The organism is Floridaenema evergladense BLCC-F167 (genome assembly GCF_041929205.2).
GTDB lineage: Bacteria > Cyanobacteriota > Cyanobacteriia > Cyanobacteriales > Aerosakkonemataceae > Floridanema > Floridanema evergladense.
The window spans coordinates 3,446,129-3,470,765 of the sequence record NZ_CM171625.1; the positions used below are offsets into that span (position 1 = coordinate 3,446,129).

At 40.2% G+C, this 24,637-nt stretch carries 24 protein-coding genes; 10 read left to right on the forward strand and 14 right to left on the reverse strand.

Features of this window, described 5'->3' with window-relative positions; all coding sequences use genetic code 11:
• Nucleotides 1–61: 61 nt before the first annotated feature.
• Nucleotides 62–2,695, reverse strand: coding sequence for a dynamin family protein (locus tag ACE1CA_RS16710; RefSeq protein WP_413281542.1), 2,634 nt, complete (start codon nucleotides 2,693–2,695; stop codon nucleotides 62–64).
• 138 nt (nucleotides 2,696–2,833) lie between these two features.
• Between ACE1CA_RS16710 and ACE1CA_RS16715 the strand changes: the two genes are divergently transcribed.
• From ACE1CA_RS16715 to ACE1CA_RS16725, 3 genes are read left to right on the forward strand one after another with little or no spacing between them, the layout of a single operon-like run.
• Nucleotides 2,834–3,070 (forward strand): AbrB/MazE/SpoVT family DNA-binding domain-containing protein, encoded by a 237-nt coding sequence (locus tag ACE1CA_RS16715; RefSeq protein WP_413281541.1) that lies wholly within the window; start codon nucleotides 2,834–2,836, stop codon nucleotides 3,068–3,070.
• Nucleotides 3,057–3,422, forward strand: coding sequence for an endoribonuclease MazF (gene mazF, locus ACE1CA_RS16720; RefSeq protein WP_413281540.1), 366 nt, complete (start codon nucleotides 3,057–3,059; stop codon nucleotides 3,420–3,422). Before ACE1CA_RS16715 ends, mazF begins: the two co-directional genes overlap by 14 nt.
• A gap of 55 nt (nucleotides 3,423–3,477) precedes the next feature.
• Entirely contained in the window at nucleotides 3,478–4,845 is a 1,368-nt protein-coding gene (locus ACE1CA_RS16725; protein ID WP_413281539.1) for a hypothetical protein, read from the forward strand.
• Here the strand turns inward: ACE1CA_RS16725 and ACE1CA_RS16730 are convergent.
• Nucleotides 4,831–4,947, reverse strand: a complete 117-nt coding sequence (locus ACE1CA_RS16730; RefSeq protein WP_486517412.1) for a DUF6887 family protein — start codon at nucleotides 4,945–4,947, stop codon at nucleotides 4,831–4,833. The genes ACE1CA_RS16725 and ACE1CA_RS16730 overlap by 15 nt on opposite strands.
• Before the next feature lie 196 nt (nucleotides 4,948–5,143).
• Entirely contained in the window at nucleotides 5,144–5,638 is a 495-nt protein-coding gene (locus ACE1CA_RS16735; RefSeq protein WP_413281538.1) for a hypothetical protein, read from the reverse strand.
• A 101-nt stretch (nucleotides 5,639–5,739) separates the two neighbouring features.
• On the opposite strand from ACE1CA_RS16735, the gene ACE1CA_RS16740 reads away from it, so the two are divergent.
• Complete coding sequence (locus tag ACE1CA_RS16740) at nucleotides 5,740–5,970, forward strand: type II toxin-antitoxin system HicB family antitoxin (RefSeq protein WP_413258216.1); 231 nt, start codon at nucleotides 5,740–5,742, stop codon at nucleotides 5,968–5,970.
• Between the two features lie 7 nt (nucleotides 5,971–5,977).
• On the forward strand, nucleotides 5,978–6,223 hold the full coding sequence (locus ACE1CA_RS16745; protein ID WP_413281537.1) for a hypothetical protein: 246 nt from the start codon (nucleotides 5,978–5,980) through the stop codon (nucleotides 6,221–6,223).
• A gap of 336 nt (nucleotides 6,224–6,559) precedes the next feature.
• Here the strand turns inward: ACE1CA_RS16745 and ACE1CA_RS16750 are convergent, their stop codons facing one another.
• The 3 genes from ACE1CA_RS16750 to groES all read right to left on the reverse strand — a co-directional run bounded on the left by ACE1CA_RS16750 (nucleotide 6,560) and on the right by groES (nucleotide 10,038).
• Nucleotides 6,560–7,672 carry an IS630 family transposase gene (locus ACE1CA_RS16750; protein WP_486517970.1) on the reverse strand — a complete coding sequence of 371 codons (1,113 nt, stop codon included), beginning with the start codon at nucleotides 7,670–7,672 and terminating at the stop codon, nucleotides 6,560–6,562.
• Nucleotides 7,673–7,973: 301 nt separating this feature from the next.
• Complete coding sequence (gene groL / locus ACE1CA_RS16755) at nucleotides 7,974–9,611, reverse strand: chaperonin GroEL (protein ID WP_486517413.1); 1,638 nt, start codon at nucleotides 9,609–9,611, stop codon at nucleotides 7,974–7,976.
• 115 nt (nucleotides 9,612–9,726) lie between these two features.
• Complete coding sequence (groES, locus tag ACE1CA_RS16760) at nucleotides 9,727–10,038, reverse strand: co-chaperone GroES (protein WP_486517414.1); 312 nt, start codon at nucleotides 10,036–10,038, stop codon at nucleotides 9,727–9,729.
• 235 nt (nucleotides 10,039–10,273) lie between these two features.
• On the opposite strand from groES, the gene ACE1CA_RS16765 reads away from it, so the two are divergent.
• Complete coding sequence (locus ACE1CA_RS16765) at nucleotides 10,274–10,738, forward strand: (2Fe-2S) ferredoxin domain-containing protein (RefSeq protein ID WP_413280736.1); 465 nt, start codon at nucleotides 10,274–10,276, stop codon at nucleotides 10,736–10,738.
• 272 nt (nucleotides 10,739–11,010) lie between these two features.
• A complete protein-coding gene (locus tag ACE1CA_RS16770) occupies nucleotides 11,011–11,658 on the forward strand; it encodes a response regulator transcription factor (RefSeq protein WP_413280737.1) in 648 nt (215 codons plus the stop codon).
• A gap of 121 nt (nucleotides 11,659–11,779) precedes the next feature.
• Here the strand turns inward: ACE1CA_RS16770 and cysW are convergent, their stop codons facing one another.
• From cysW to ACE1CA_RS16795, 5 genes are all read right to left on the reverse strand, one after another.
• Complete coding sequence (cysW, locus tag ACE1CA_RS16775; RefSeq protein ID WP_413280738.1) at nucleotides 11,780–12,607, reverse strand: sulfate ABC transporter permease subunit CysW; 828 nt, start codon at nucleotides 12,605–12,607, stop codon at nucleotides 11,780–11,782.
• Nucleotides 12,600–13,454: a sulfate ABC transporter permease subunit CysT gene (cysT, locus tag ACE1CA_RS16780; RefSeq protein ID WP_413280739.1), complete on the reverse strand. Its 855-nt coding sequence runs from the start codon at nucleotides 13,452–13,454 to the stop codon at nucleotides 12,600–12,602. Before cysT ends, cysW begins: the two co-directional genes overlap by 8 nt.
• 108 nt (nucleotides 13,455–13,562) lie before the next feature.
• Nucleotides 13,563–13,913 carry an NIL domain-containing protein gene (locus ACE1CA_RS16785; RefSeq protein WP_413280740.1) on the reverse strand — a complete coding sequence of 117 codons (351 nt, stop codon included), beginning with the start codon at nucleotides 13,911–13,913 and terminating at the stop codon, nucleotides 13,563–13,565.
• A gap of 66 nt (nucleotides 13,914–13,979) precedes the next feature.
• Nucleotides 13,980–15,146, reverse strand: coding sequence for a sulfate ABC transporter substrate-binding protein (locus ACE1CA_RS16790; protein ID WP_413280741.1), 1,167 nt, complete (start codon nucleotides 15,144–15,146; stop codon nucleotides 13,980–13,982).
• A 393-nt stretch (nucleotides 15,147–15,539) separates the two neighbouring features.
• On the reverse strand, nucleotides 15,540–17,594 hold the full coding sequence (locus ACE1CA_RS16795) for an amylo-alpha-1,6-glucosidase (RefSeq protein ID WP_413280742.1): 2,055 nt from the start codon (nucleotides 17,592–17,594) through the stop codon (nucleotides 15,540–15,542).
• Between the two features lie 198 nt (nucleotides 17,595–17,792).
• On the opposite strand from ACE1CA_RS16795, the gene ACE1CA_RS16800 reads away from it, so the two are divergent.
• On the forward strand, nucleotides 17,793–18,404 hold the full coding sequence (locus ACE1CA_RS16800; RefSeq protein ID WP_413280743.1) for a peroxiredoxin: 612 nt from the start codon (nucleotides 17,793–17,795) through the stop codon (nucleotides 18,402–18,404).
• A 138-nt stretch (nucleotides 18,405–18,542) separates the two neighbouring features.
• On the opposite strand, the gene ACE1CA_RS16805 is transcribed toward ACE1CA_RS16800, so the two are convergent.
• The 3 genes from ACE1CA_RS16805 to ACE1CA_RS16815 all read right to left on the reverse strand — a co-directional run bounded on the left by ACE1CA_RS16805 (nucleotide 18,543) and on the right by ACE1CA_RS16815 (nucleotide 21,639).
• Nucleotides 18,543–19,580: a DnaJ C-terminal domain-containing protein gene (locus tag ACE1CA_RS16805; protein ID WP_413280744.1), complete on the reverse strand. Its 1,038-nt coding sequence runs from the start codon at nucleotides 19,578–19,580 to the stop codon at nucleotides 18,543–18,545.
• Between the two features lie 225 nt (nucleotides 19,581–19,805).
• Nucleotides 19,806–20,303, reverse strand: a complete 498-nt coding sequence (locus tag ACE1CA_RS16810; RefSeq protein WP_413280745.1) for an AAA family ATPase — start codon at nucleotides 20,301–20,303, stop codon at nucleotides 19,806–19,808.
• A gap of 46 nt (nucleotides 20,304–20,349) precedes the next feature.
• Nucleotides 20,350–21,639 carry a glucose-1-phosphate adenylyltransferase gene (locus tag ACE1CA_RS16815; protein WP_413280746.1) on the reverse strand — a complete coding sequence of 430 codons (1,290 nt, stop codon included), beginning with the start codon at nucleotides 21,637–21,639 and terminating at the stop codon, nucleotides 20,350–20,352.
• 241 nt (nucleotides 21,640–21,880) lie between these two features.
• Between ACE1CA_RS16815 and ACE1CA_RS16820 the strand changes: the two genes are divergently transcribed.
• Together ACE1CA_RS16820 and ACE1CA_RS16825 are read left to right on the forward strand one after the other, a co-directional pair.
• Nucleotides 21,881–22,564 (forward strand): Uma2 family endonuclease, encoded by a 684-nt coding sequence (locus tag ACE1CA_RS16820; protein ID WP_413280747.1) that lies wholly within the window; start codon nucleotides 21,881–21,883, stop codon nucleotides 22,562–22,564.
• A gap of 200 nt (nucleotides 22,565–22,764) precedes the next feature.
• On the forward strand, nucleotides 22,765–24,513 hold the full coding sequence (locus tag ACE1CA_RS16825) for a phytase (RefSeq protein WP_413280748.1): 1,749 nt from the start codon (nucleotides 22,765–22,767) through the stop codon (nucleotides 24,511–24,513).
• Nucleotides 24,514–24,637: the final 124 nt, after the last annotated feature.

Here is a 24,637-nt window from a genome sequence, read left to right on the forward strand (position 1 = left end):
TTTCTTAAGTAGTTTTTCCTTTGCTATTTGTAAAACTGCGATCGATCTTTTCCCTCATTATTTAAGCAGTAGCTTGAGTTAACAGTGCTGCAATTTCCTTTTGCACTTGCTCAAGTTCTTGGCGTTTTTGGGCGATCGATATTTTGTCTAATTCCCGTTCTTGTAAGTTTTGTTGGTGGGCTTTTTCTTGTTGCTCTAACAAGGTTTCATAATATGTAATAACCTTGGCAATAGTATCTGATGCTTCTGTCACCCTTTGCTCAAATACAGAATTAATCATCTTTTCGATCTTTTCAAAGACATTTTGTTTAGATTTGAGAAATTCCTGATAACCAAAATCAAAAACATTGCCCTTAATAATATTTGTAACTCCAACAAACATCATACCTAAACCAGCGCCTCCAGAAACTACAGCACCGACACTAGCTATTATGGTCATAAGTGGCCCAGCAAGCACTATCACTGGAATCAAAGCTACAGCTAATCCAGCTACTCCTAAACTACTAAAAAACCATTCTTCTGCGGTAGCACCTGTTGCGATTTTTTCATTAAAATAAGCCAAATTTCGAGATGAAGAGTTAATTTGTCGATTTAATGATTGAAGTCCAGATAGAATTGTTGTTAAATGTTGATCGATATCACTATCCAGCGTTTCTAATGGTTCCTTGAGAATCCTTGCTTGAAGTTGATGCGTAATCCAAATATCTAATTCTGCTGCTAAATCATCATTAAATTGACTAGCAAAATCTCTAGCTAATGCGTCTCTACTCCAAATAGGCGAATTTTCCGAAGTCCATTTGTCAGACTTTTTCCTTAACCTATCCTCTAAAGAATTAACCCATTGATTCCAAGATTTATCAACTGGTTCTCTGACTTCATCTAATAGTTTATCAGCCAGCAACCGAATTTTTACATCTCTACCGCTAGATTCGCCAATTTGTTCTAATATTTTGCGCCTTTCAGCTTCCGAAAGGTTAATTTTTCCATCTAGCGCAGCTTCAGCTTGTTGTAAAGTGGTTAAGCTTTCTTGAATCACTAACTGAATCGCTTCTACAGATTGCTTAATTTTCAGATTTCCCCTGTCTACTGTTAGGAAATTTTCCACAGATTGAGTAAACTTTTGGAAATTCTTTAAGTGTTCATCTTCAGTTTTATGCAAAATTGACTTCAGAGTAGCTTTAGCCGAAATGTAGTGAATGCGGCTATCATTTGCAGTTAGTAAACTATTATCTTTAACAAAACTTTCGAGCCGATGTTTCACATCTTGACGATCTTCTTCCTCTTCCAATAAATCCATGAAATTAACTAACACAAAAAGATTTTCCGCAGGTTGATTTTCCTTACCACCATTTAATTGATTTCTGACATCTTGAATCAATTCTTTTTCTTTTTCTGGAAGCAGACGACTAGCATTTGTGAGGAAAATAGCTGCGTCGGTATCTTGGAGAAGTTTTTGAGTAATTGCAGTCCGAGCAGGGTGTTCATTTAATCCCGGAGAATCAAGGATTTCTACACCATTTCGACATAAATCTAAATCGGGATGCTCAAAAATAATTTCATCAATATCAGAACAAAAATGTTCATCATTGCGATGTTCTTGAGCAGCTTTTTTCGGAATAGCTGCTTTTTCTTTATATTGCTCAAATGGAATTTCTTCTTCACGTCCATCTTTATAACGACAAACAACCCGCTTTTGCGTTCCATATTTCAAAACAGTAATTGTACCGCTACAAGGAATTGCTCTCACAGGTTGAATTTCTTCTCGCAATAAAGCATTTAATAAGGTGGATTTACCTTGGCTAAATTCTCCGACTACTGCTAATCTAAAACGCTGAGATTGCAGTTTTTGAGAGATTTTTTCTATTTCTGTGGTTAGAGTTGGGGGTAAGAGATTGCGATCGCAACAATCCCGAATTACATTATATAGTTGACCACAAAGATTATCTAATTTCCGCTTCTGCTGATTAAACTTGGCTAACTCTTGATAAGAAGTCGTTTGATTTTGTTGACTTGGCGGTGTTTGAGATGGTGCAGAAACAGTCTTTTCTTCACTACTATTAGTTTTAGTAACTTCCTGCTGTTGAGGCTTTTGATTTTCAGATTGGGGAGATAAAGATTCTAAAATATCATTAGCCGCCTTAACGAAAATAGTATCTAACTCACGAAAATGAGCCGGATCAAGTAAAGATTTAATTTCTGACAATGCTGCTACATTCACATTTCCCTGACGACTAAAACCAGCTTCTAATACTGCCAAATGAGCAGATTTAACACCTAACCAATCAGCAATTACTTCTAAATAACGCTTTTCTCGCGCCTCAATTGTTCCATCTGCGGCTGACATTTCATAGCCAAAGCTGAGTAACAGAAGCTTTTGGGATTTAGAAAAAGAACTTGTTAATTTTAATAAGTTAGTAGACTTAGTATAATCTAAATTTTCCTTCACTCCCTTAACCATCAATTTAGTTAATGCACACACACCACCTTCAGCAGGAATAAATTTATTCAACGTTTTATATAACTTTTGCTTTTCCTCTTCTGTCACCTGGCTATCAGCATATATTACACCTAGCAGTAATGTTACTAAAGCTGCGAGGAAAATTACGGAAGGTGTCACATCTTCTTGACTGAGTTTCTGTCCAGTAATGTTAGATAACAAGTCAACAGCCTGAGAATCAACCAGTTTAGTATCCATAAACTTTACAATCAAATAGATTTCCCATAATTAGTATTCCCTGTCTCAGCCGAAAATAAACATAGGGTAAATACGGTTATTTTTCTTGACAATGTGAGTTAACCTCAAAAGCAGGGGAATAATTAAGGCAGGTGAAAGATGAACACCAAGAAGCTGACCTTAGACATTGAGGAATCGATTTATGAAAAATTGGCTTACTTAGCCGAGTTGAACGAAGAATCTATTGAACAGACTGCGATATGGAGCATTCTTGCCAGTCTTCCTATCTTGACTAGAAAAGCTGAAGAACTTAACAAAATGCTCGAAGGAGTCACGCCGGAAAATCTGCATGGTGAAATTGACTTTGGGGAACCTGTAGGACGTGAAATCTGGTAGTTCTGACTTATACATCCCTGAACAAGGGGATATTATATGGACAAATTTCACGCCGCAAGCGGGGCGCGAACAAGCGGGTCGCCGTCCTGCTTTGGTACTAACACCAATTATGTATAATCGTCGGGTTGGATTAGCTTTAATTTGTCCAATTACTAGCAGAGCAAAGGGTTATCCTGGTGAAGTGACAATCCCGGAAGGATTAGCAGTATCGGGAGTGATTCTGGCAGATCAAATTAAATCTTTAGATTGGCAAGCTAGAGGTGCAGAATTTGCCGATAAAATGCCTCTCTCAGTAATAGCTGAAGTAGTTACTGTGTTAACAAACTTACTTCCCCCAGCACCTCGACGATGATTTTAGTTTGTCTAAATATCAATAAATTTGTAACTTTCAATGTGAATGAGGTAATATGCTACAGTTTGTTTTTACTCCTGAAATTCAAGCTCTAATAGACGCTGGTGTTTATGAGGTTGTACGTAATAATGCTACAGGTCAATTAATTGGTACAGTCAGGGATAAATTAACAGGTAGGTTTGCAGGTAATGCAATTCAGGCTATTGTAATGGATGACCGTTCTCCATTTATTAATATCATTAACGGAGCGGGTAAAGATATTATTGGTAATGTAATAAATGGCAATCCTGTTTCACCCTTATTAAGTGGATTGCAAATGTTTCAAGTTCATAGGGGATTTCAAAAGACTTATGCAGAAATTGATATTGTGAAAGCTGGTATACAATCTCTTCAAGCTAGTGTAGGAGTTTTACAAGCAACTACATCTGTGATCGGTGTTGGCGTAGCTACTGGAGTTGTGTTATCAGCAGTTAATTTGTGGCAAACAATGAAGCTGAGAGAAGATGTAAAACAATTGCGATTGGAAGTAAAAGACGGTTTTATCGATCTCAAAAAAGCCTTGAAAGACCAAGGAAAAGAAATTATTCAACGAATCGATGAAGTTGCCCAAGATATTATGTTTCAACAACATCGATTGGAATTTATTAAAGCTTATGGGAAGTTTTTAGAAGCAACTAAGTTAATGAGAACGGCTATGTCATTTCAAGATTTAAGCGATAGAAAACTTGAATTGGCAAATGTACGGCAAAGTTTAGGTGAAGCATTATCAATTTACAATAGTCCGCAATTATTATCAGAAACTTGTGCGGCTGGACAATTGCGTAGATATGAGTGTGCTTGGGCGATCGATCAAACCATAGTCTTATCCTACCAATTACAAAATGAACCAGCAGCAGTTAGCGATCGCCTTTCCCAACTCCAAACTAAAATCCGTCAAGATACCCGAAAAGTTATTGATAGCTGCGAAACAGAAGAAGAATTAGATTTTCTCTTCCCAGAAATCACCCGCATTCACGATCACGACTTAGCCGTATTAGAATCTTGGCAAAATCATATTGATTGGCTACGCACCTTACCAGAATCAGAACTAAAACTGCTGGAAAGTGCCGAATTCAACCCTACAGAAATTGCCCAAATTTCCGACACCAACTCAACCACAGCTTTAGAAATCCCACCAGAAATCCAACTATATGAAAGCTTAAAACAAAAATCTCATTATCAATCATTATTAGACCAAATGAGATTGATGATGCAGCCAGAATTACGGCGACAATATGAATTATATGTGAGTCAGCAAAGTGCGATCGCCCAACACAAAACCCTCACCCAACCCAACTTACAACAAGCTTCAAATTTAGCCGTTGCAAACCTCTATTGGTACTTCAAACACAGAGAACAAACACCAGCATTAGAGCAAATTTGAAAAATTATTCCTATGGGAATTTCTGCGGTTAATTAAAACTTCGATCGCATCATCATCTCCTCGATGAATTAAAATATAAGATCTCAATTCTTGACGAGTCATCTTATTAAAATTAGGCTTCTTCTGTTTCTGTATCACTATCATTAATCCTTTCAGTATTTTTAGTTTCATCTGATATAGTTGAAGATTCTATAACTTCCTGTAATAGTTGATGAATTGCTCAATTAGTTTACTGAACTCTGCGGCAGCGTTGCGATTTTTCCGATAGCGATCGCGAATCAATTTTTGATAGGATTTTTCAAAGTTCTCTGATAACTCGATCTGAAATTCCCCTGATTCGTTCACAAGCTTCCTCCGCAGTCATAGATTTCCTATTTTCTGAATTGCTAAAAGCCTCTTCAATAGCTTCAGATAATGCTTTTTGATAAGCAAGATTTTCCTGCTCAACTTTACCCAAAATTGCATTAATAAGGCGCTTGGAGTTACTAGAATAGGCAATAAAAGCGTCTTGTTCTCCTTTAATAGCAATTGTGGCTAAAACCAAAGCTAAAAGAAAACGGCTGACAAACTCACCAATAGTATCTAATATTCCTTTGGGTGGTTCAATAATTGCGTAGGCAAAAGTGATGAGTAATTCTCTTTCTTTATCAGAGAACATTTCCCAACGCTCTTCCACCATTAAAGCCAATTCATTTGCTTTTTGCGCCAGTTCCCAAAGCTTTGAAGAACTAGAAGTGCTAAGCTGAAAAATTTGCCGAATTTCCGATGGGTTATCTGTGATAGTAGCAAACATTTAACTTACCTCCTGATATTCACTTTAGCACTGCTCGTCAATTGATATGCTAAAGTTACGCCATTAGACAATTAATCAAACTCAACAAAGGATTGCTAAAAGTGGAAAAACTGCTTAACCTGCATATTGAAAAACTACCAGAAGGAGTTTATTTAGCAACATCCGAAGATCTCCCAGGGTTAGTAGCGCAAGGAAAAACAATTGCTGAAACATTAGAAATTGCGCGTGATGTAGCCCAAAAGTTACTAGAAGCAAGATCTGAGCGAAATCAACCAGATTTTTTGCAACCTGTAGCTGATGAATTTGATTATCCCTTAGTGGTGGCTGGGTAGTCAGATTATGGGTAGATTAGCTACAGAAGCTAAACTAAGATTTATTAAAACAGGAGACCTAAAAATTATGAAAGGTTATATCAAAGGACAAAGCATTATTCTGACACAACCCTTACCAGAAAATATCCAAGATGGAGATGAGGTAGAAGTATCTCTTTCTGTCGTTCCTCAAAAAAATTATCCTTTTCCTACCTTTGACCTAGAAATCAAAGATGAATATCTTAACAGAGAAAAAATGTATGAGTCAGATTAAGATATTCTTCGATACAAATGTCTTGGTATATGCTCATGATAAATCTGCCAGCTATCACACCAACTCCGCAGAACTGCTTAAAATGGCTGTAGAAAGTAAAATTCAAGGTGTAATTGCGGAACAGAACATGATTGAGCTATACAGGATTCTTGTTAGCTAGGATTTTTATTCATTCGCGCCCACTCAGGCCAATTTGGAGGGTCGCCATCATAGGTTCCAATGCGATTAAACTTCACAAACGATTCATATTTTTGATCCAGCCAAGTTATTTCTATAATTTTCTCAACAAAACCTCTGGTGAATTGAAGTGTACGTGGACGATAAGCTGTTAAGCATTTAAACAGGGATAAGAGCATTACCTTTATTTTTAAGTTTTCGCTCCCATTTAATAATTAACTGTCCTTCATTTAAAAGTTGATGCAATAAATATTCTAATTCTTCGATTGATTTAAATAGTCGATTAGCAATAAATTCTTTTGCTGAATGCCAAACTAATTCAATTAAGTTATAATCCGGGCTATATTTGGGGAGAAACTCTAAATGAATATTGGGCATTTCGGCAGCAATTTTCTGGAGATATTCAGCTTTTTTGTGGAAACTAGCATTATCTAGAATTATCACTATTTTGGCTCCTTTTTCCGCAAATTCATCGGCTTCATTGCCAGCAGCTACCCATTCAGCAATCAATTCTTGATAAAACAGTTTTAGCACTTGATAAAAACTTTCTGAATTGCTTTTATCCAGAAACTCCACAAACCTTTTCTTGTCGGAATACCTCAGCCCTCCCATTACATTAATCCGACCCTTTCTTCGCTCTCCCCTCACCTCTTTTCGGCTACCTTTCTTACACCAATTCTTTCTTTTTATCACGCTTAAACTAAAACCGCTTTCGTCCCAAAACCATACTTGTAAACGTTCTGGGTTATCTTTTTCTATTTTTAAATATTCGGTTATCTTCTTTTTAAATTCTTTTCTTTTTTCCGGCTCTCGCTTTCCCTCTAAGCTGTACTTCGCCCAGAGGTAAACGAACTTTTTTTTCTCTAATATTCTCCTAACTTGCGACCCACTTAATTTTATTCCTGTCGTTTCTGCTAAATATGTTGCTAATCTTTCTGCTGTCCATCTGCCAAATTCGTATCCTAATTCTTTGGGTTCTTTATCTACTGTCTCTAATAATATTTCTCTATATTTATCTGTGGCTTTTTGATGATTCCCCTTCATCCTTTCATCCACTAGGCTTTCCAGATTATCTGGATCTCCATGTACGCACCAATAAGATACTTTATTTATTGAACAGCCCAGAAATTCCGCTATTTTACCTTGAGTTTTTCCATCATTTAGCAACAGTAACATCAGAATTCTTTCTCTAATGTTTCCATTTTCTTCATCTTTTAGGGCTTTTTGTAGCTTCTCTACTTGTTCTAAACTCAGATGATTCTTTGCTGGCATTCCCTGACTCATTTTGCTCGGTTGACTTTTCCATTTTACCCTATTTAAATGATTAACAGCTTAGTGATTACGTATTGTCATTGTTGTATGAACTGCAATAAATATTGATATCCTGAAAATAAATTTTTCTAGATTGAAAGCGCAGACTCACATATTTGGAGCAATGATTACAAAAAATAGCTAAATAAAAAGCTGTTTCTATTATAGAAGCAGCTTGAATAAATAGTAATTTGGTTTTGTCTTTAAGACAGCCATATTACATATAAAAGGGCGGGCAAGATGCCCACCCCACAAGATATGATTAGTAATCGAAATCGCCACCCATGCCAGCGCCAGCACCAGCAGGAGCATTGTCCTTGGGTTCTGGCTTGTCAACCACGATACATTCGGTGGTTAACACCATTCCGGCAATAGAAGCAGCGTTTTGCAGAGCAGAACGAGTTACTTTAGCGGGGTCAACGATACCAGCTTCAAACATATCAACATATTCGTTCTTAGCCGCATCGAAACCAACGTTGAAGTCTTTTTCCTTAACTCTTTCAGCGATTACTGCGCCGTTTTGACCAGCATTTTCGGCAATTCTCTTCAGCGGAGCGGTCAAAGCACGAGCTACAATTAAAGCGCCAGTCAACTCTTCACCAGTCAGGTTGCCGTTAGCCCATTCTTCAACTTGGGGAGCCAAGTGAGCTAAAGTTGTACCACCACCGGGAACGATACCTTCTTCGACAGCAGCTTTAGTAGCGTTAATCGCATCTTCTAAGCGCAGTTTGCGGTCTTTCATTTCAGTTTCGGTAGCTGCACCGACTTTCACAACTGCAACGCCACCAGCTAGTTTAGCCAAACGTTCTTGCAGTTTTTCCTTGTCGTAAGAAGATTCAGTTTCTTCCATTTGACGACGGATTTGATCGCAGCGAGTTTTAACTGCTTTTTCGTTACCTTCTGCAACGATCGTAGTATTGTCCTTGGTAATGGTAATGCGGCGAGCTTTACCCAGCATATCCAGCTTGGTGCTTTCCAACTTCAGACCTGCATCTTCGGTGATTACTTGACCACCAGTTAAGACTGCGATATCTTCTAGCATAGCTTTGCGCCGATCGCCAAAACCAGGAGCCTTCACAGAAGCTACGTTCAACACACCACGCAAGCGGTTAACTACCAAAGTCGCCAAAGCTTCTTTTTCAATATCTTCAGCGATAATCAACAATGGCCTACCAGCACGCGCAACTTGCTCCAGAATTGGTACTAAGTCTTGTACCAAAGCAATCTTCTTGTCAGTCAACAGAATGAAAGGCTCATCTAAAACCGCTTCCATCCGTTCTGCATCAGTTACAAAGTAAGGAGAGATGTAACCTTTATCAAAACGCATCCCTTCGGTGATTTCCAACTCGGTAGTCATAGACTTACCTTCTTCCAGGGAAATCACGCCTTCCTTACCAACTTTATCCATTGCTTGGGCGATCATGTTGCCGACTTCTTCATCGTTACCAGCAGAGATGGTACCAACTTGAGCAATAGCTTTGGTTTCTTCAACTTGACGAGCGTGTTCTTTAATTTTATCTACCAAGAAGTTGGTAGCTTTGTCAATACCGCGTTTTAGGGCGATCGCATTTGCACCAGCAGCAACGTTCCGCAACCCTTCTTTTACCATTGCATGAGCTAAAACTGTCGCAGTGGTGGTACCGTCACCAGCAGCATCATTAGTCTTGGAAGCAGCTTGACGAATCAAAGCAACGCCAGTGTTTTCAACATGATCTTCCAGTTCAATTTCTTTAGCAATTGTTACACCGTCGTTAACAATTTGGGGTGCGCCAAATTTCTTTTCTAACACTACGTTGCGACCTTTGGGGCCTAATGTTACCGCAACTGCTTCTGCTAGAATATCCATTCCCTTTTCAAGGGCACGACGAGCGTTTTCGTTGTAGATAATGCGCTTAGCCATAGTTTTTCTGTTTCAGTGATTTCAGTGATTGTGTAATTTAGAGTTTGGATGTTTGTCATTTGTCATTTGTTGTTGATGTGGGTTTTTTCCCAATGACTAATGACTAATGACGCGATTAGCTAACAATGGCAAGAATGTCTTTTTCAGAGAGTAAAACGTACTCATCAGTACCGAGTTTAATGTCGGTGCCAGCATACTTGGAGTAGAGAACTTTGTCGCCAACTTTTACTTCTAACTCTTGACGAGTACCATCTTCATTGCGCTTGCCGGGGCCTACTTGCACAACTTCTCCAACTTGGGGTTTTTCTTTCGCATTGTCAGGCAAATAGAGACCACCAGCAGTCTTTTCTTCAGCAGCACTTACCTTGATAAACACTCGTTCACCTAAAGGTTTAACGGTGGAAACGCTCAATGATACAGCAGCCATAGTTTATTCCAATCTCCAGAGCTTTTCTGTTTTTTTACAGCAGAGATGAGTTGGCAAGTGCGTCTTAATTAGGTATAACTTCTTTATCAGTCATTACCTTTGCGATCGCAATTAGCACTCTCACCTCCTGAGTGCTAATTTAAAACGACGGGTGCCCCAATGACAATAAATTTTTGTGTACGGGTTCCCGAACTAAAATTGGTGAGGCATGATTTAAAGGCAACAAATAACAAATATGGAAAACTCAGCAATTGTGCCAGATGATGAAACTTGTAATGTTTGTGAGTCTTCAGAAAATGATGCCTTAGCCATTTGTGTTCAAAACTTAGGCATCAACCAAATTCAACGGCATATTTTTCTTTGTGCCGATCAAACTGTACCGGAGTGTTGTTCTAAAGAAGTAAGTTTACAAGCGTGGAATTACTTAAAAAAGCGTTTAAAAGAATTAAAATTAGATAAACCAACGACTAATCGACCTAATTGCCTCTTTCGGACTAAGGCAAATTGCCTACGAGTTTGTTGTTCTGGGCCAATTCTAGTAGTTTACCCTGATGGGGTTTGGTACCACAGTGCTACCCCAGAGGTGATTGAAAGGATTATTCAAGAACATTTAATTGGCAATCAAGTTGTGCGGGAGTACGCTTTTGTAACTCATCCCTTACCAGATACTACTTTAGGTATATCTACCAATAGCAATTAAATTTTAAACCCTGAAAATTATACTGCGATCGCATTTATTTGCCAAGGGGATGCTTTTGCTCAGCACAGATACTATCATTGCAATTAAACAGTATGACTCAGTATTACTACTAGGTTTCCCTTGGTTTTGTCCAAACCGCTGATTTCCAGTAACGTATACTGACTGTTACTTAGTTAACAAGTCCCACTCAACAGCTTGTTCAGTACAATGTAGATAATACTGGGGAACCAATTGCAAACGTAATTGCCGCCAGTATAGGCAAGTGGTAAAGCATGGTTAAGGAAACTCGTGTGAGAGATACAAAAAAACTACTGCTAATTGATGATGACCCTAACCTAATCTTACTAGTTAAAGATTACCTAGAATTTCGGGGTTATGAAGTTATCACGGCAGAAAACGGTCGTGAAGCGTTAGAAGTACTGGAAAACGAAATTCCAGATTTAATTATCTGCGATGTAATGATGCCGGAAATGGATGGATATACCTTTGTCAAGAACGTTAGAGAAAATCCTCTAACTAATTGGATTCCGGTGTTGTTTCTTTCTGCTAAAGGCCAAAGCCAAGATAAGGTGAAAGGCTTAAACACAGGAGCAGATGTATACATGGTCAAACCATTTGAGCCAGAAGAACTTGTGGCGCAGGTGGAGTCTTCACTTAAGCATACCGAACGGCTACGCAATCGCACGGTTAATGGAGATAACAATCAGAGAATTACCGTTCCCTTTGATGTGCAGTTAACTCCAACAGAACTGAAGGTAGTACAGCACGTAGCACGAGGGTTAGCTAATCGGGAAATAGCAGAGGAACTAAATGTCAGTCAACGAACAGTAGAAAGTCATGTGTCGAATATGCTGGGTAAAACTGGACTGCATAATCGCACAGAACTGGCACGTTGGTCAATTGAAAACAATATGGCTTGAGCAAATACTAAATGCTAAATGCTATTCGGAGGTGGTGATTTCAGATTACATTTTTCAAATTGCCGAGTGAAGCTAAACCTATTACTGAAAATTTGAATTTGTTTAATCTGAAATCCTCTGACTATTCGTCAACTTCTTTAATCCGAGTTTTACGCTCTAGGATTTCTTTTAGTACCAGGGTGACTACTGCTAAGAATGCTAACAACACGGCGGCGGAAAAAGCAGCTGGTGTTTGGTATTGTTTGTAGGCTTCTTCAACAAATAGGGGTAAGGTTTGGGTTTTACCGACAATATTACCGGAAACAACTGAGACTGCACCAAATTCTCCCATAGCTCTGGCATTAGTTAAAATCAAGCCGTAAAGTAAACCCCAACGAATACCGGGTAAGGTGACGCGCCAAAAGATTTGCCAGTCTTTTGCGCCTAGTGTTCTAGCTGCTTCTTCTTGGTCTAAACCTAATTCTTCAAGTACGGGAATTACTTCGCGGGCGACGAATGGTAGGGTGACAAAAGCGGTGGCGAGAATCATTCCGGGAAGGGCGAAGATGATTTTAATATCAGCAGATTCTAACCAAGGGCCAAACCAACCATTGCGACCATAGAGTAAGACTATCATTAAACCTGCGACTACTGGTGAGATGGCAAAGGGTAGGTCGATGATACTTAATAGTAGGGTACGACCGGGGAAGTTTTTGTTGCGTGCGATCGCCCAAGCAGTACACAATCCAAAAATTGCATTCACTGGTACTACAATTGCGGCAATTAAAATCGTTAACCAAACTGCATTTAAAAAGTCGTGTTGGGTGAGGTTGTTTAAAAATGGGCCTACGCCGTCTTTAAAAGCTTGGTAAAAGACATTAACTGCGGGAATTAATATTAGTAAGCCTAAGTAACCAAGGGCAATAGCTACTAAAGTTGGCTTCACCCATATAGCTTCTTTTCTATTCATAACGCCGCCCCCATGCTTGTAAAATATTAATTGCTAACAACATAACTAAAGAAATGAGCAACAAAACTGTACCAATCACAGTTGCACCTGCATAATCAAACTGTTCCAATCTTTGGAAAACTAACACCGCAGCAATTAAATCTTTAAACGGAATACTTGAAGAAATAATCACAATTGAACCATATTCTCCTACTGCACGGGAAAAACCCAAGGCAATTCCGGTTAAAATTGCGGGAATTAATGGTGGTAAAAGGACTTTCCAAAATGTTTGAGCATGGGAAGCACCTAAACTCCAAGCTGCTTCTTCAACTTCCTTTTCCATTTCTTGTAAAACTGGCTGCAATGTTCGCACTACAAAAGGTAGAGAAATAAATAACATTGCTACTCCGACACCAAGGCGAGTAAATGCTACTTTGATTCCGAAGGGTGCTAGTAAAGAACCAATCCAACCATTATCGCTGTAAACTGTGGCTAATGTTAAACCTGCTACTGAGGTTGGTAAGGCAAAAGGTAAGTCAATTATTGCATCTACAAGACGCTTGAAAGGAAAGTCGTACCTGACTAAAACCCAGGCAATTACTACGCCAAATACGCCATTAATTAATGAGGCAATTAATGCTGTGGTGAAGGTTACATCATAAGCGGAAAGGGCAACTGGACTAGTAGCAATTCTCCAGAATTCAGCAGGGCCGACTGTACTTGCTTTTAAAAATAAAGCTGCGATTGGCACAAATAACATGAGGGTAAGATACCCAAACATAATTGTCCAAGGCAAAGAGAAATTAAATCGCTGAATCTGGTTTTTTGCCCCACGATTCAGCTGCTCAGGAGGAGAAGATACAGTCATAGAATGAGATTTTCCTTCGGTTTGTATTTGTCTGTATTTTTGGGTAATTAAATTGGTTGTCGAATAAGGGAATTATCCCATTTTTGACTGGTAATTTTGCTATTTCGATTACCAAATTTCTTCTTCTGGATCGGTGGATTTACTCCAGATTTCGATGTCCATTTCTGCTAAGTAAATCAAGGCGCTTTGAATCTGCCGATTTGAACCTTGTAAATCTAAATCAAACCAACCGTCATTGCTGGCATTTGCTCCTAGTAAAGCTTGATTTAAATTTACGGTTAATTTGTGATCGGAAATCAATCGAGAAATTACTGGTTCTTGATGATATTTTTGGGGAATTTTAATGCGAATCCTGGTTTGGGTTGGTCGATCGTCCGGGACGATGTTAGATGCTTCTGTTGCATCTCTTTTGGGATGAATTGGTTGAAATGCGGATTCGATTTGATTAGAGGTTGGCATTTAATTATCCTCGTAAATGAATTTACCAAGCATCGCTGTCTGGATTAGGTTTTTTTAGCTTATTCATCATTTGCCGCTTTTAGTCAGAATTTGGTCGAAAATAGCGCCATCAGCAAAGAAGTTTTTCTGAATTTCACTCCATCCACCAAAATCTTTGGCAGTAAACAGTTTTTTAATTGGAGCGTATTCCTTAACAAACTCTTTTTCTACAGTTGGATCGATCGATCGAAAACCAACTTTAGCAAATTCCCGTTGCGCTTCTGGTGTGAACAAGAATTTCACAAAAGCTTCGCTAACTTCTCTAGTTCCATGTTTATCAACGTTTTGATCTATTACTGCTACAGGAGCATCAATAGAGATATTCACTTCAGGTATGACATAAGGAAGTTTTTGACCATTCAATGCTGCCAAAATTACTTCATTTTCATAGTTGATCAATACATTTCCTTGACCTTGTTTGAAAAAGACATCGCTAGCTTCCCTAGCATCTCTGGGTAATACAGGAACATTTTTAAATACTTTAGTGGTGTAATCCAAAGCTTTAGCTTCATCACCTCCGGTTTGCGTAACTGAACCCCACAAACCTAAGAAATTCCACCTAGCACCACCGGAAGTTTTCGGGTTAGCGGTAATTACTTGTATGCCTGAATTTGCCAGTTGTTCCCAACCTTTAATTCCTTGAGGATTTCCCTCACGAGTAACTAAGGCTGCTACAGATCTAGTAACAATAGAATTGTTAGGAGCTTCGCTTTGCCAACCTGGTTGAATTAATCCTGCTTGCTCAATCTTTTGGATATCCAGTTCTAAGGCTAATGCCACAACATCAGCTTCTAAACCATCAATTACTGCACGGCTTTGAGAACCAGAACCGCCATAACTTTGGGTGAAAGTTACAGTTTGATTATGTTCTTGTTTCCATTTGGCAATGAATTGAGGGATAATTTTGTCGTAAGCGGCGCGAGTCACGGCATAGGAAACTAAAGTTACTTTAAGGTCGCCTTGAGTTCCTGAAGTTGTACCATTTGGTGTGTTGGAATCTCCACCACAGGAAGCGATCGCAAAACTTAAACTTACTCCTACTAAAAATAAACTGACTAAACTCTTGAGTCCACTTGTTTTACTCTGAAAGTTCAGCCGCTTTTGGCACCACTGTCCTACCAGAGAAGCTGCACGAGCCATTATCGTATGTGACGACGATCGCCCTTGTTTTGTGGTGCTGTGCCACTGACCCATTCTCTTTACCCTCTAGCAAAAGTACGGTTAGTCGGTCGGAATACTGTATTTGTTTAACTCAAGACTCTATCATATAGAGGGAAAGACAAAAATGCAATCAGTATTTTCAAGATTTAATAAAAAAAGCAGAAAACTTGAGAAGAAAGTTTCTCATATTGAGCTTGGGAATACTAAAAACCAACGTGAGAAATTCCTTTGTCAACTGTAAATATTTACCAGAGTGATTGATAAATTTGTTCGGTTAAGATAAACCCCAGAGCTACGCAAAAATTTGCGTTGAGTGGTTCGATCGTCATGATTATTTCCTAAACTTATTTAGAAACAGAAGAAAGCTGGTCTAATTCTCTCTTCTGCTCCTCTGCGCCCTCAAAAAGTAGCTTTATCAGACTACTATCATTTATGTTTGGCAAAATAACGGAGAATTTCTGCTACTGACCAAGCTTGAGCAAATGCACCTTGCGGGGTGTGCGGAGGGTCGCCATCAAAAATTTCTGAAACTGAACCTAAACAGGCTTGATTTTGAAAATGTTCTAACATTGGTTGCCAATCAAAAGGTAATGATTCAGTATCATAAAACCGTTGCCAAGCATTAATAAAACAGCCAATTAACCAACTCCAAACTGTACCTTGATGATAAGCACTATCTCGATGAATTGAATCTCCAGTATAGGAACCAATATAATCTGGATCGTCTGGTGCGAGACTGCGTAAACCGTAGGGTGTTAAGAGTTTATCTCTGGCTATTTGTAATACCTGACGGGCTTGTTCTGGGGGAAATCCACAATGATATAAAGATAAAGCTAAGACTGCGTTGGGTCGAATTTTTGCATCAAGTTTGTCATCTGGAGTAATAGTATCGTAGAAGTATTGTTGGTGAGGATTCCAGTATTTTTGCAATGATTTTTTTACTTGTTCTGCTTGTTGGAAATAGCGATCGCGCTGAGTACACAATTTCTCAACATTAGCAGACGGATTAGTTGCCAGTTTTTCTGCCCATTTAGTTGCCCAACATAAAGCCGAGTACCACAAAGCATTAATTTCAACTGGTTTACCACAACGAGGAGTAATCGGTTTCCCACCGATTACTGCATCCATCCAAGTAATAGCTACATTAGGCGCATCCCAAGTTAGTAAACCATCTGTGGCATCAATATGAATATTGAACAGAGTACCAGCAGAAAAAGCTTTATAAATTTGGCGAAAGACGAGATATTGTGTAACTAAAAAGTCCCAATCTTCGGTTGCTTCTAAGTAAAGTCCTAATGTTTCAATCCACCACAAAGAAGCATCTATGCTATTATAAAATGGTTCATTTCCTTGATCGGGAAAGGTGTTAGGAATTAAACCATATTTACAATAGGAACCGAAAGTTTCTAATAAGCCTTTAGCAATTTCAAATCGACCTGTTGTAAGTGCTAAACCGGGTAAGGCGATTAATGTATCTCTACCCCAATCATTAAACCAAGGATAACCCGCAATTACAGTTGGCCCAGAAATGGAATGACGATAAACAATAAATTGATCTGCGGCGCGAAGTAGTTGGTTGGGGATTGGGGACTGGGAAGAAGAGGTGGGGGGGTGGGGAGGTAGGGGGATGGGGGGAGTTAAAGAGGTGGGGGGGTGGGGAGGTAGGGGGATGGGGGGAGTTTCTAGATCTAGATCTCTCCCCATCTCCCCATCTCCCCATCTCCTCATCTCCTCTGTCCAGCCTAATTTCGCTTCTAAGGTAAGGCGATCGCCTGGTTGTAAAATTACAGTTAATTCGCCTGGGTTCCAAAGGTCTTCGCGATCGCCTAATCCTCGCAATTTCTCTTCAGGATAGTAATAATTCCAATACCAATAACCAGATGTTTGATAATTTCCTTTACTCCAAGTTAACTGCCAAGGCGTACCTTGCCAACCTTGACTAATTGCTTGGAAAAAAACGGAGTTTTCGCTAACTTTTTGCGAGAATTTTAATTCTGGTATTGCCGTTTGTTGGTGGTGAAAATTGCGATCGGCAATTAATGGTTTTAATCGCAAAATTGCTGTTTCTTTCCCTTGATAAACATATTCGATCCAAGTTCTCTGCTCGAATTGGTTGGGCAATAATTCTTCTCCTTCTTTAGGATACCCATTAGGCATTACTATTTGTCGAGTTAATTGCCAATTTTCCTCACTCCAAACCCAAGTGGGAATCGGATCGATGGTGAACGATCGCAACAATCGATAACCCGAAGGCGCAACTTTACCACCCGACCAGAAATTTGTGCCTAATTCCCAAGATTTTACCCCTATTTCTAGAGTTGCTTCTACGTGAGATAGTAGTAACGTGCGTTCGCTAGGGGGGTTTAATGCCGCAATTAACCACCCGTGATAAGTGCGGGTGCGGGCATCACACAAGGTACCACAAGCAAAACTACCTAGCCCATTAGTCAATAACCACTCTCGCCGATCTAGACTTTCCATTGTTTACTCAAAATCGTTATGAGTATGATATAGTTGTTACAGTTCGTAAATAAACAGTAGTTGCCCCTGTGGGCGAGACGAGGTGGGTGAAACGAGAATTTTGCGTTAGCCCAAAAAACCCAAAGTAAACCCCGTCTTTACTACATTACCTACAAGAAGAACACAAGTCGAAGCATAATTTTTTAAGGAGAAAAGTTCATGCCTCTAAGTTACGCATCAGAAGGATGTTTGCGCGTTGGTCAATCTGCTCCTGACTTTTCTGCGACAGCTGTAGTAGATCAAGAATTCAAGAGCATCAAGCTGTCCGACTATCGTGGTAAGTATGTAGTGTTGTTCTTCTATCCGTTGGATTTTACCTTTGTTTGCCCAACTGAGATTACAGCATTTAGCGATCGCTACGAAGAATTCAAAGCCCTCAACACAGAAATTCTGGGCGTTTCGGTAGATAGCGAATTCTCCCACCTAGCTTGGATTAATACCGATCGTAAATCTGGTGGATTGGGCAACCTAGCTTATCCTTTAGTGTCTGACATCAAAAAAGACATCAGCGCCGCTTACAATGTCCTCGACCCAGAAGCAGGCGTAGCTTTGCGCGGTCTGTTCATCATTGACAAAGAAGGTGTAATTCAACACGCCACCATCAACAACCTATCTTTTGGTCGCAGCGTTGATGAAACATTGCGGACTCTCCAAGCAATTCAATACGTACAAACTCACCCGGATGAAGTTTGTCCCGCTGGTTGGCAACCGGGCGAAAAAACCATGACACCCGATCCTGTCAAGTCAAAAGTTTACTTTGCTGCTGTTTAATTTGGGCAAATAGCACTTTGGTAGGATAAATTTTTAACCCCAACACTGCAACTGCAATTGTCAGCTTGTAATGTTGGGGTTAATATTAACTTAAAGTTAAGGATGAAAGTTAATCATAATGATTAACTGACAACCCAATTACAATTTAATTTGTTTGAGGTTGCTGCGGGGATTGAAAGTGCGATCGGCCCGAATTTTTTCATAATATTCCCGCTCACTTTGGCTGAGTTCTTTTGGCGGAACAATAGAAATTTTCACCATTAAATCGCTACGTCCCCCTTTAGGATTAGGCCAACCTTTTCCCTTCAGTCGCAGAGATTGACCGGAACGTACACCAGCGGGAACATTAACAGTTACCAAACCATCAGGAGTCGGAACTTCTATTTGTGCGCCTAAAACAGCTTCATCGGGAGTAATTGGCACTTCACAAACTAAATTATCGCCATCAAATTGGAAGAAATTGTGTGGTTGTAGTTCTACATTAAGGTACAAATCGCCTCGTTGTTGATTTAAAGAATTGAAAGAACCTTTACCTTTTAAACGAATGCGAGTACCTTTTTTAGCACCTGCGGGAATTTTCGCATCTACTACTTCTGTCCCTAAATCTAAACGTTTTTGTACGCCATGAAAAGCTTCGGAAAATGTCAGACTGAGGTTAGCTTCTCTATCAGCACTGCTAACATTTGACGTTGTTTGATTATCAAAGCCGTCAAAGCCGCTAAAACCACCAAAGCCAGTTGGTCCACCTGGGCTGGTGCGATAGCCGTAGTTGCGGTTAGTGGAACGTCTACCAGCAGCACCAGTTCCAGTAGTTCCTGTACTGTAGCGACCTAGCAATTCGTTAATGAATTCGTCAAAACTACCGTACTGACTGAAGTCAAAGCCGTTAAAATCAACTCCGGGTGCGCCTGCGCCACCAGCACCTGACCATGCTTGATCGGCTTGTTTCCAGTATTGACCGAATTGGTCGTATTTTTTGCGTTTATCGGGGTCGGAAAGTACTTCGTAGGCTTCGGTAACTTCTTTGAAATGGGCTTCGGCTTGTTTGTCACCGGGGTTCATGTCTGGGTGATATTTACGTGCTAGGCGACGGTAAACTTTTTTGATTTCGTCGGCGCTAGCGGTTTTACTTACTCCCAGGACGGCATAATAATCTTTAAAGTCAGTGGTAGCCATTTTAGTTTGTCTCCTATAAAGCAAAGATTTAGTTGTTATTTTCTCTTAATTTATTATGTGCTAGACATCATTTGTTTAGTCACTGTTTTTTAATTTTAGACTCTAAGGTTAAGTGTGGTTCAGGGAGTCAGTGATAATAAAAAAAGGTCAGGAATAGGTGTATACATCAACTCATTTTTATTGTGCATTTAAATAGATTATGACTGCAAGTTCGGTTTGGTACGGTTATTCCACAATTATAAATTCGTCAAGATGGTAGCGAATTAGGCGATCGAATCCATCAACCAAAGCTGGTGGTGCATCCCTTAATTGACGGTACATTCGGAAAATGACTTCTTCGGGTACTCGCCGCTGGCGACGACGGTTACGGGAAAGGCAAAGCCAGATGGGGGTATCTAACCATAATCCAGTGATGTGGGTAAAGCCTGTGGCGCGACAAAGGGCGATCGCATCTTTGCGTTGGCGACGGGCAGCATTGGTAGCATCGAAAATGGCAAGGGTGGCTTGTCCTTGGGCAATGGCTAGGGCAGCTTGTTGCAGTTGTCGTTCTAACTCTTGCCAAACTAGTAACCAAGGCCCCTGGATAGCTTCATCTCCAAACAGTTGACCCCGAATTCTGTCTGTAGAAATTAACAAACTTCCGGGAGTTTCTGCAATTAGCTTTTGGGCTAGGGTAGATTTACCGCTACCAGGAAGCCCGATCGAAAGAATTAGTTTAGTCATGCTCAGATCCCCGACTTCTTGAAGAAGTTGGGGATCTAGAGAAAGATTAAATGATTGTGCCATCAGGAATAATGGCATTTTTCAAGACAACGACGATGCCGCTACGGATATAGAATCCGAGTTTTTCGCGATCGGCTTCTTGTACATTGTCTTTATTGATAATTTGGACATCACAACCGATGCGGGCATTTTTGTCAATGATGGCACGCCGAACAGTAGTATTTGCACCAATGCCTAAAGGAATTTCCCGGTTCTCGCAATTAGATCCCCTTTCGCTAAAAGGTTGATAGAAGTCTGCCCCCATCAGTAGGGCATCTTCCACTAAACAACCTGACTCTACACGACTTCGCACTCCCAAAACCGAATGGTTGATCCGACACTCTTTAAGAATACAGCCTTCTCCAATCATTGATTCCGTAACTTGGCAATCTAACAATTTAGTTGGTGGCAAGTAACGAGCGCGAGTGTAAATGGGGGCAGCTTCATCGTAGAAGCTAAAGGGCGGACGGGGTTGCCTTGTCAAAGCTAAATTAGCTTCATAGAAGGCTTCAATAGTTCCAATATCTTCCCAGTAACCACCAAATAAGTAGGCTTGAATGTTATGGTTCTTCGATGAGGCGGGGATGATTTCTTTACCGAAGTCTGTACTATCTGGATATGAGTTCAGCAGGTCGAACAGAACATCTTTTTTGAAGACATAAATGCCCATAGAAGCAATGTAAGGCATTTTCTGGGCTTCTTCTCCTGTCAGTCCCAAAACAGTGGTGTCAACCTGCATTTGTTTTAAGGCTTCACCTTTGGGTTTTTCGCTAAAGTCAATTACCCTACCATCGTCGTTAATTTTCATTAAACCGAAGTCCGAGGCGCGTTTCTCGTCCATCGGTACTACAGAGATAGTGATATCGGCGTTGGTTTCCCGGTGACGTTGCACGAACAAACGATAGTCCATCCGGTAGAGGTGATCTCCCGAAAGGATTAAATATTCATCAATGTCCCACTCATGGAATAGCCACATATACTGGCGAACTGCGTCAGCTGTACCTTGGAACCAGTTGGGGTTTTCCGGTGTTTGCTGGGCAGCTAGTACTTCCACAAATCCTTCAGTAAAGCCAGCAAAGTTGTATGCGCGGGCAATATGACGGTTGAGTGAGGCAGAGTTAAATTGAGTCAGGACGTAGATTTTGAAAATTTCTGAGTTGATGCAGTTACTTACGGGGATATCAATCAGACGATATTTCCCTGCTAAGGGTACTGCTGGCTTGGCGCGTAGTTTGGTTAAGGGGTAAAGGCGAGTCCCTGCGCCGCCGCCGAGAATAATGGAAAGAACTCTTTTCACAAAAAAACCTCTCACTGCCGAACGTTCCCAAGTCCAGTGTCGGACTGTGGGGAACAGTTGGCAAGGGGGTAAAGGAGGAACTCGGAGATTTTTTAACTCTATCTGGAGAAGGAAGGTGAAGAAAGGTAGGGGCAGAGGGGCAAAAGTAGGAGTCAAGAAGGTTTTTATGTTTTATTTTAGTGATTGATATGTCGATCGCAATATTTAAGGCTGTTTGGCAAAATATTAATTTGAGGTATTTATGTTGAAGTACAATCCGTTAGGTTGCTTGCCATCTTCGGAAGAGTTACCCAGTTCGGATGATACCCCTGTGGATAATGAGTTGCAAGTTTTAATTCCCAGTTTGTTGTTTGCGGTTTTGGCTTTGATTTGGCAAGACCGGGAGGATTGGTTTTTTGGGATTAATATGGGAATTTATTATGATTTGGCTAAACCTGCGATCGTCCCTGATGGTTTTTTAAGTTTGGGGGTGGAACGTTTTGTTGGGGAACAGGGAAGGTTATGTTATGTGCTTTGGGATGAAGATGGTGTAGTTCCTTCTTTGGTATGGGAAATTGTTTCTAAAACTTACAATGCTGAATACGAACAGAAAAAATTTGATTATGCCCAAATGGGTGTTTTGTATTATGTTGTTTATGCGCCAACTCGCCAACGTCGCCGTCGTCAACGTTTAGAAGTTCACCGCTTGGTTAATGGTGAATATGTTTTGCAATCTGGCGATATAATTTGGATGCCGGAAATTGGTTTGGGAATTGGTAGAGAAAGGGGAACTTATCAAGCTTTTACAAGGGAGTGGTTGTATTGGTATGACGAAAATGGAAATAGATATAAAACGCCAGAAGAAATAGCCAGAGAAAGTCAACAACAACTTCAGGATCTTTTAGCTAAGTTAGAGGAGAGAGGAATCGATCCGAATGCGTTGTAAAGAGGTAGTTTTGGAGATGGCGATCGCAATTATTAACTAAAATCAAAAGATATCTCCAAAAAACCTTGTAGAGAAGTTAGATCTAACTTCTCTACAAGGTTTTCAGGTCAAGTAAAAACTTAATGTTTTGATAATCAGCCGATAATCTACTTAGTATAATTTATTTTCTTGTTATATATACTTAATTCAAATTTTGACTTATGCTAGACCTCAACTCGCTGTTTGATGAAGCATTTTATCTATCCCAAAATCGAGATGTTGCATCTGCAATATCTAGAGGTGTGTTTAGTAGCGGATTTGAACACTACAGGCAAATTGGTCAATTGGAGGGTCGTCAACCTAGTGCTTTGTATAATGAACTCTATTATTTAAGTGCTTATGCAGATGTCGCCGCCGCAGTTTCTAACCGACAGATAACAGGAATCGAACACTATATCAAATTCGGTCAATTTGAAGGTCGCAACGCCAGCTTGCTATTCAATGAAAATTATTATTTACAAAAGAATTCAGATTTACGAACTTTTGTTGAACGAGACGAACTAACAGGAATCGAACATTTTGTTAAGTTAGGACAAAGAGAGGGTCGCAACCCCAGTGCTTTTTTTAATAATAGTTATTATTTAGCAAACAATCCAGATGTGGCAGCTGCGGTAAACCGCAATGCAATCAGCGGATTTCAACATTTTGTCAGATTCGGTCAACTTGAAGGTCGCAATCCCACTTCCTTGTACGATAACAGCGACTACTTAGGGAAAAACTCAGATGTGGCAGCTGCGGTTGCTAGAGATGAAATCACTGGTATTCAACACTATATTAAATTTGGAGCCGCAGAGAAACGTCCATTTACTCCCCAGATTCAGTCAGCGTTAGAAACGGTGCAAATACTTGATTTGGACGAACCTCCTACTGGTACTATACCGGGAGATGCGGACGATCCTGCTATTTATGTTCACCCTAGCAACTCATCTCTTAGCTTGGTGATTACGACCTTAAAAGATGGAGGTATGCACGTTTATGACTTGAACGGTCAATTGTTGCAGAGTATTTTACCGGGAAGGGTGCGTTATAACAACGTGGATTTATTGACTGGTTTTAGTTTGGGTGGTAGAAGTGTGGATTTGGCGGTTGCGTCCGATCGCAGAAACGACACTCTGGCGATCTTTAGAATTAATCCCGATACTAGACGCTTAGAAAATCTCACCGTTACTAATACCATTTTTACCCCGGTTGGGCAAAGCTCCAATGGCGAAACTACCGCTTACGGTCTTGGTACTTATCGTAGTCCGATTTCCGGCAAAACCTACGTTTTTGTCAGTCGGCGAGAAACCGGGGAAGTTGCACAAATCGAATTATCCGACAATGGTTCGGGTCAAATTATTGCTACCAAGGTACGAACTCTGAACCTTCCGACTCCTTCAGGTGGAGAACTAGAAGATGCTCAAGTTGAAGGTATGGTAGCAGACCGCGACCTCGGTTTTCTCTATGTCGGTCAAGAAAATGTGGGGATTTGGAAGTTTGCTGCTGAAGTGGGGGGTAGCAATACGGGGACACTGATTTATCCAGTGAAACCGAATGGCAATACTTTGGAAGCAGATGTGGAAGGTTTGACTATTTATTACGGGAAAAATGGTACGGGTTATTTGCTTGCTTCTAGTCAGGGAAATAATACTTTTGCTATCTACGATCGCCAAGGAAATAATAGTTATTTGGGGAGTTTTGCGATCGCCAAGTCCGGTAACATTGACAGCGTTCAAGAATCCGATGGTGCGGATGTCGTTAGCGTACCTGTAGGGTCGCAATATCCTTATGGTTTGTTAGTTGTTCAAGATGGTTTTGACGATCCTCTTTTGTTAGTTGAAGATGAGGGTGAGCTAGAAAATGTTACTAGTAACTTCAAGTTTATTCCTTGGGAAAATGTGGCGAATGCTTTTCCTCTAGCGATCGGTTAAGTACTTCGGATCTCCAGCACTTATGGTGATAAGGTACTTAAAATGCAGTAACTTATAATGTGGGTGAAAGGGCGATCGCACAACTTAAAACCTGCCTAATTTTTGGCAGGTTTGCACTTTTTTC